A 7,215-nucleotide genomic window follows, 5' to 3' on the forward strand; every position below is an offset into this window, starting at 1 on the left:
ACCGCTGCACAATGATCTCGTCCGACCGAGCACCCTCGAGGGAGTCCCGTGAACCAGCCCCGCATGAACGTCGAGTCGTTCAACCTCGACCACCGGACGGTCGCCGCGCCGTACATCCGGCTGGCCGACAAGAAGGCGCTCCCCGCGGGCGACGTGATCAGCAAGTACGACATCCGGTTCGCGCAGCCCAACAAGGCGCACCTGGAGATGCCGGTCGTGCACTCGCTGGAGCACCTGTTCGCCGAGCACTCGCGCAACCACAGCGACCGGGTGATCGACTTCTCCCCGATGGGCTGCCAGACCGGGTTCTACCTGATCCTGCAGGGCGAGTGGGCCGACTCCGACGTCCAGGACCTGGTCGCCGAGACGCTCGAGGACATCACCACCGCCGGCGAGGTGCCCGCCGCCAACGAGGTCCAGTGCGGCTGGGGCGCCAACCACACCCTGGAGGGCGCCCAGGGCGCCGCGCGGGAGTTCCTCGCGCACCGCGCCGAGTGGAGCCAGGTGACCGCGTGATCGCGACGAGCGCCCTGGCGGGCGTCGACGTCGTCGTCTCGGTCGCGATGCCGGACGAGGCCGCGCCGTTCCTCCAGCGGGCCGACGCGGTCGGCGACCCCGCCACGGTCGGCGGCGCCGAGCACCACGTGCTGACCGTCGGCGGCCGCGACGTGCTGCTGGTCCGCTCCGGCATCGGCCTGGCGAACGCGGCGTCGGCCGCCTCGGCGGCGCTGGTGCTGGTCGCGGCGGCCCGGGGCGGTGCGGCTCCGGCCGCGCTGCTGAGCGCGGGCAGCGCGGGCGGTGTCCAGGCGGGCGTGCACGTCGGCGACGTCGTCGTCGGCACCGAGCACGTGTACACCAACGCGGACGCGCGGGCGTTCGGCTACGCGCTGGGCCAGGTCCCGGGCATGCCGGCGACGTACCACGGGGACACCGCGCTGCGCGGGTCGGCCCTCGGTGCCGACGCCGGCGACCTCACGGTGCGCGCCGGGCTGATGCTGTCGAGCGACGCGTTCGTCGACGCGAGCCTCGTCGGCCCGGTGCGCGAGCAGTTCCCCGCCGGCCTGTCGACCGACATGGAGACCACCGCGCTGGCGCAGGTGGCGCACGTCTACGGCGTGCCGTTCCTCGCCGTGCGCGGCATCTCCGACCTGTGCGGCCCGGCCGGCGCGGACGACTTCCTCACGCACGTGGACGACGCCGCGGACCGCTCCGCGGCCGTGGTGCTGGGCATGCTCGCCCGGGTGGGCGCCACCGCCTGACGACGACGACCGGCGCGCCGGGGACTCGAGGATCCGCCTCAGCCCCCGGCGCGCCGGCCGCCCTCGTCGCCGGTGCCACCGCCCGCGGCACCGCGGTCGCCCGCGCGCCGGCCGCCGGCGGGACCGCGTCGCGCGCCACCCCGCCCCGGCCGGCCGGCACCGAGCTTCGCGTCGTACATCACCTGGTCCGCGTCGTGCAGCAGCTTCTCCGTGGTGTGCGCGCAGCCCGCCGACGCCGCCCCGACGCTCGCGCTCACCCGCGCCCAGGCGCCGCCGACCGGGACCGACACCTGGCCCATGCCCTGCACCGCCGCGACCGCGCGCCGCACGGCCGCGGGCGTGCCGGTGACCAGCACCGCGAACTCGTCGCCGCCCAACCGCGCGACGGCGCCCGTCGGCGGCACGAGCTCGCGCAGCCGGTCGGCGACCGCCACGAGCACCCGGTCGCCCACGGCGTGCCCGAAGCTGTCGTTCACGGCCTTGAAGTCGTCCAGGTCGACGTAGAGGACCGCGACCCCGCGCCGCCCGTCGACCCGCCCGGCCAGCGCCTCGTCCACCAGCCGGTGGAAGTGCGCCCGGTTCACCAGCCCGGTCAGCGCGTCGTGGTCGACCATGTGCGCCAGGCGCTCCTCGAGCGTCTTCTCCTGGCTGACGTCGACCAGCACGCCGTGCAGCCGCGGCCGGCCGTCGCTGTCCCGCCGGAGCACGGCGTCGTCGCGCACCCAGACGTCGTACCCGTCGCGGTGCCGCAGCCGGTAGGTGATCGACGGCAGCTGCCCGCCCACGCCGAGGCCCTCGCGCAGCGCCTCCTCGTGGGTGCGCATCGCGCGGTCGGACGGGTGGATGGCCCGCGACCACTCCCCCGGGTCGTCCAGCCACTCCTGGGGCGAGCGCCCCAGCATCCACTCCAGCCGGGGGCTGACGTACTCGAACCGGCCGCCCGGACCGGGCTCGGCGATGTACACGACCGCGGGCACGTGCTCGACGAGCAGCCGGTAGTGCAGCTCGGCGGCGGCGAGCTCGTCGGCCAGCCGCTTGCGCTCGGTGATGTCCTGGACCATGCCGATGGCGTAGTCCGGCCGCCCGTCCGCGTCCCGGACCAGCGACACCGTCAGGTCCACCCACAGCGTGCTGCCGTCCTTGCGGACGAACCGCTTCTGCATCGCGAAGCCGTCGGTGCCGCTCTCGCCGTCGACCATCGCGCGGAACAGCCGGTCGTTCTCCGCCTGGTCCTCGGGGACGGTGTAGTCCGCGAACGGCATCGCCGCGAACTCCTCGGTCGAGTAGCCGAGCAGCTGGCGCAGCGTGTCGTTCGTGAGCGGGGTCCGGCCGTCGAGCTGCACCAGGCCGATGCCGACCGGCGCCGCCTCGATCAGCGTCTCGAGCTGGCGGAGCCGGTGGGCCTGCCGGGCGGCGAGAGCGGCCAGGTCCTCGGGTGCCGCCGCGTCGCCCGCCTCGACGCGCCGCCGGCGGCGCGGCAGGCCCGGGACGCGCCCGGCGCCCTCGGCGGCCGACGCGGGCGAGCGCGGAGTGAGCCCGTCGAGGGGGAACGTGCCGTCGCGGGTGAGCGCCGCCAAGGCCCCGCGCAGCACCCGGGCGCCCTCGGCGGCCTCCCACTCCTGCGACCCTGCGCCGTCCACGTCCCGATCCCTCGCTGTTGCACGTGCCGCCCCGGCGAACCTGCCGGGGACCTGCACGTGTCATCGGCGTCCTCGCAGGTCATCTGAGGGGCCGACCGGGTGGACCGCGGTGGCGGGCGGGTGACTTCTCAGACCTCCGAGGAGCCGAGGTCGGGCCCCGCCGCGAACGCCACCCGCGCCGCGGCGGCGCCGTGCAGCTCCAGGACGACGACCTCGTTGCCCTCCGCCCGCAGCAGGGGCCCGGGCACGTACAGCGTCGCCGTCGGGCCCGCGCTCCAGTACCGCCCCAGCAGGAACCCGTTGACCCAGACCAGCCCCTTGCCCCAGCCGTCGGTGCGCAGGAAGTGGTCGGCGCCCGCGACGGTGTCGAAGGTGCCGCGGAGGAACGCCGGGCCGGCGACCGGCGCCGCGGGGTCGGCGGCGGGCGCGGCGTCCAGCAGGGCGGCCAGCCCCGGCTCCACGCCGTCCAGCCGCAGCGGCGTCACCGACCAGTCCGTCAGCTCCCGCACGGCGGTGCGCGCGGGTCCGATGAGACCCTTCGGCTCGCCGATCCGCGGGCCGTAGTTGACCCGCCCCTGGTCCTCGACGAGCAGGGTGAGCTCGCCGTCCCGGGCGGGCAGGGCGATCGTCCGGCTGTGCTCCGTCCGGCTGAGCACGCCGACCGGCTCGCCGTCGAGCGCCACCAGCGCCCGGTCGCGGACCTCGTCGAGCGTGAGCACCCGGTCCTCGGCCGTGACCCGGGTGCGGTACAGCGTGAAGCCGGACCAGTGGCCGAGCTCGTCGGTCGTGGGCAGGTGGTCCCAGTCCCGCGGGTCGCCGAGGGCCGGCAGCGCCTCGGCGAGGGGGACGCGCCGGTCGAGGTCGACGGTGAGCTCCGGCGCGGGCGTGCGCGGTGCCGGGACCTCGTCGGGCACCGGGGCGTGCCGCGCGATCACCTCGCGCATCGCGACGTACTTGGGGGTCGGTGTCCCGTCCTCGGCGAGCGGGGCGTCGTAGTCGTACGAGGTCGTGATCGGCAGGTAGGTGCCCTTGTCGTTCGCCCCGCTGGTGAAGCCGAAGTTCGTCCCGCCGTGGAACATGTAGAGGTTGACCGACGCGCCCGCCGCGAGCAGGTCGTCCAGGTCCTGCGCGTTCACCTCGGCCGGGGCGACGTGGTGGTGCTGCCCCCAGGAGTCGAACCACCCGTTCCAGAACTCCATGCACATCAGCGGGCCGGTCGGCTGGTGCCGGCGGAGCAGCGCGAGCCGCTCGGTGGCGCGCGCGCCGAAGGTCGCGGTGCGGTGCAGCTCCGGGACGCTGCCCCGGGTCTGCATGGCGTCGTCGGCCTGGTCGCAGCTCAGCAGCGGGACCTCGATGCCCCGCTCCCGGTTCATCGTGATCAGCGCCTGCAGGTACTCCTGGTCGTCGCCGTAGGCGCCGTACTCGTTCTCCACCTGCACGGCGATCACCGACCCGCCCCGCGTGACCTGGCGCTCGGCGACCAGGGGCAGCAGCTGGTCGTAGTACTCCTCGATCGCGGCGAGGTAGCGCGGCTCGTGCCGCCGCACGCCCACCTCCGGGTCGGCGAGCAGCCAGCCCGGCAGTCCGCCGCCGTCCCACTCCGCGCAGATGTACGGCCCGGGCCGCACGATCGCGTGCATCCCCTCCGCCGCGACCAGGTCGAGGAACCGGCCGAGGTCGCGCGGGCCCTCCAGGTCGAACCGGCCGCGCTCGGGGGCGTGCACGTTCCACGCGACGTACGTCTCGATCGTGTTGAGCCCCATGAGGCGGGCCTTGTGGATGCGGTCCGCCCACAGCCCGGGGTGCACCCGGAAGTAGTGCAGGGCGCCGGAGATCACCTGGTACGGGCGGCCGTCGAGCAGGAAGTCGGTGTCGCCGATCTCGAACGTGGGCATGGCGGGGTGGTGCTCCCGGGTCTCGGTGGGGTGCGCGCCGGCGCTGCTGCAGCCCGGCGGGGCGGGCCGGCGGCGGTCGCCCGCCGCCGGCCCACCGGCGTCACTTCGCGGTGAAGCCCTGCTCGTTGCCGTAGTCGACGGACTGCTGCTGCCAGTCCGCGAGGCCCTCGGTCAGGGTGGTGGAGCCGACGTACGCCTGGCCCACCGTGTCGTTGAAGATGCTGTTCGCGTACACCTGGTACGGCAGGTACTGCCAGCCCTCGACGACGTCGGCCGCGGACTGCGAGAGCACCTCGTTGATCTTCTGGCCGCCGAAGTAGTCGGACTCCTTGTTCAGGAACTCGTCCGACTCCAGGTCGGCCGTCGTGGCCGGGAAGCCGCCGGCGTCGATGCGGATCTTCGTGCCGGCACCGTTCGACAGGTAGGTCAGGAAGTCGTAGGCGAGCTCCTTGTTCGGGCTCGCCTCCGTGATCGACAGCGCCGACCCGCCGTTCTCCGACGACGCGGTCTGGCCCGCCTCCCACTGCGGGAGCGGCGCGACGCGCCACTGGCCCGCCGACTGGGTGACGCTGGCCTCGAGGTTGCCGGGCATCCAGGCGCCGATGGCGAGCGAGGCGATCGTGCCGTTGCCCAGGCCCTGGTACCACTCGTCGCTCCACGAGGAGGTCGGGGCGACCAGGTCCTCGTCGAGCAGCTGCTGCCACATCTCGGCGAACTTCGTGGAGCCCTCGTCCGTGAAGTCGATCGTCACGTCGGTGCCGTCGACCTGGTACGGGTGGCCACCGGCCTGCCAGATCATCGACGTCGCGAAGCCCGCGTCGCCGGTGTCGTTGGTGATGTACACGTTCGGGTCGGCGGCGTGCAGCGCCCGCGCGGCGGCGAGGTACTCGTCCCACGTGGTCGGCACCTGCACGCCGTACTTCTCGAACACCGTGGTGTTGTAGAACAGCGCCATCGGGCCCGAGTCCATCGGCAGGCCGTAGATGCCGTCGCCCTGGTGCACCGCGCTCCACGGGCCCGGGCTGTAGGTGCCGTCGAGGTCGTCGGCACCGAGCTCGGTCAGGTCGGCCAGCGCCTCGCCGATCGCGAACTGCGGCACCGCGTAGTACTCGATCTGCGCGAGGTCCGGCACGCCGGAGCCCGCCGCGACCGCGTTCTGCAGCGCCGTGTACTCGTCGGTGTTGGTGCCGGCGTTCACGACGTCGATCGTGACGTCGGGGTGCTCCTCCATGTACGCGTCGGCGATCGGCTCGACCGTGTTGTCCCAGGCCCAGACGGTCAGGGAGCCGCCGTCGGCGGCGTCGGAGCCCGACCCGGAGCCGGAGTCGCCACCGGAGGAGCAGGCGGTCAGGGCCAGGGCCAGCGCGCCGGCGACGGCTGCGCCGCGCCAGAGCCGGGAGGGGGTGGTGGTCATGCGGGGTCCTCTCACTTCGTTGTCAGAACGGGACGGACGGGGACGGGCGCGGACGCCCGGGCGCGGTCGGGCGCCGGTCACTCCTTGACGGAGCCGGCGGACAGGCCGGACTGCCAGAACCGCTGCAGCAGCAGGAACGCGGCGATCAGGGGGACGATCGTGAGCAGCGCGCCAGTGAGCACGAGGTTGAAGATCGCCTGCCCGCCCGCGGTCGCGGCCTGCGCGTTCCACGCGTTCAGGCCGAGCGTCAGCGGGTACCAGTCGGGGTTCTTCAGCATGATCAGCGGCAGGAAGTAGTTGTTCCAGGTCGCGACCATCGTGAACAGCAGCACCGTGACGATGCCGGGCCCGAGCAGGGGCAGGCAGATGCGGCCGAACGTGCGCAGCTCCCCCGCGCCGTCCATCCGCGCCGCCTCCAGCAGCTCGGTGGGGATGGCCTCGGCGGCGAACGTCCACATCAGGTACAGGCCGAACGGCGAGATCAGCGACGGGATGATCACCGACCACGGCGTGTTGGTCAGGCCCATCTGGCTGAACATCAGGAAGGTCGGCACGGCCAGCGCGGTGCCGGGGACGGCCACCGCGCCGATCACGATCGCGAACACCGCGCGCTTGCCGGGGAACGAGAACTTGGCGAGGCCGTAGCCGCCCAGCACGGCCAGGGCCGTGGCGCCGCCGGCACCGACGACCACGTACAGCAGCGTGTTGCCGAGCCAGCGCAGGAAGATGCCGTCGTCGTAGGTCAGCGTGTCCGCGATGTTGGAGAACAGCGCGAAGTCGCCGCTGAACCACAGGCCGAACGAGTCGAACAGGTCGGACTGGGTCTTGCTGGCGTTGATCACCAGCCACGCGAGCGGGATCAGCGCGTAGATCCCGACGACCGCGGTGAGCACGGTCAGCAGCACGCTGCGGCGCGGCCTGTCGGCGCTGTGCCGGCGACGGGGGGTGCGCAGCCGCGGGCCTCGCCAAGTTCTCGTTCCCCGGCAAGCGCGCGGTGTTCGCGATCG

At 73.7% G+C, this 7,215-nt stretch carries 6 protein-coding genes; 2 read left to right on the forward strand and 4 right to left on the reverse strand.

Going from position 1 to position 7,215, the window contains the following annotated elements; translation table 11 throughout:
• Nucleotides 1-63: 63 nt before the first annotated feature.
• Together MHY85_RS04770 and mtnN are read left to right on the forward strand one after the other, a co-directional pair.
• Nucleotides 64-516, forward strand: a complete 453-nt coding sequence (locus MHY85_RS04770; protein ID WP_239193633.1) for an S-ribosylhomocysteine lyase — start codon at nt 64-66, stop codon at nt 514-516.
• Nucleotides 513-1,259, forward strand: coding sequence for a 5'-methylthioadenosine/S-adenosylhomocysteine nucleosidase (gene mtnN / locus MHY85_RS04775; RefSeq protein WP_239193615.1), 747 nt, complete (start codon nt 513-515; stop codon nt 1,257-1,259). The genes MHY85_RS04770 and mtnN overlap by 4 nt, the downstream gene beginning before the upstream one ends.
• 38 nt (nt 1,260-1,297) lie before the next feature.
• On the opposite strand, the gene MHY85_RS04780 is transcribed toward mtnN, so the two are convergent.
• The 4 genes from MHY85_RS04780 to MHY85_RS04795 form a co-directional block, all read right to left on the reverse strand.
• The gene (locus MHY85_RS04780) at nt 1,298-2,899 is read right to left on the reverse strand and encodes a PAS domain S-box protein (RefSeq protein WP_239193627.1); all 1,602 of its coding nucleotides are present in this window, start codon (nt 2,897-2,899) and stop codon (nt 1,298-1,300) included.
• 128 nt (nt 2,900-3,027) lie between these two features.
• The gene (locus MHY85_RS04785; protein WP_239193628.1) at nt 3,028-4,794 is read right to left on the reverse strand and encodes a beta-galactosidase family protein; all 1,767 of its coding nucleotides are present in this window, start codon (nt 4,792-4,794) and stop codon (nt 3,028-3,030) included.
• Nucleotides 4,795-4,894: 100 nt separating this feature from the next.
• Nucleotides 4,895-6,208, reverse strand: a complete 1,314-nt coding sequence (locus MHY85_RS04790; RefSeq protein WP_239193629.1) for a sugar ABC transporter substrate-binding protein — start codon at nt 6,206-6,208, stop codon at nt 4,895-4,897.
• A gap of 77 nt (nt 6,209-6,285) precedes the next feature.
• On the reverse strand, nt 6,286-7,161 hold the full coding sequence (locus MHY85_RS04795; protein WP_239193635.1) for a carbohydrate ABC transporter permease: 876 nt from the start codon (nt 7,159-7,161) through the stop codon (nt 6,286-6,288).
• Between the last annotated feature and the right edge of the window lie 54 nt (nt 7,162-7,215).

This window comes from Cellulomonas sp. ACRRI (genome assembly GCF_022346185.1).
Taxonomy (GTDB): Bacteria; Actinomycetota; Actinomycetes; order Actinomycetales; family Cellulomonadaceae; genus Cellulomonas.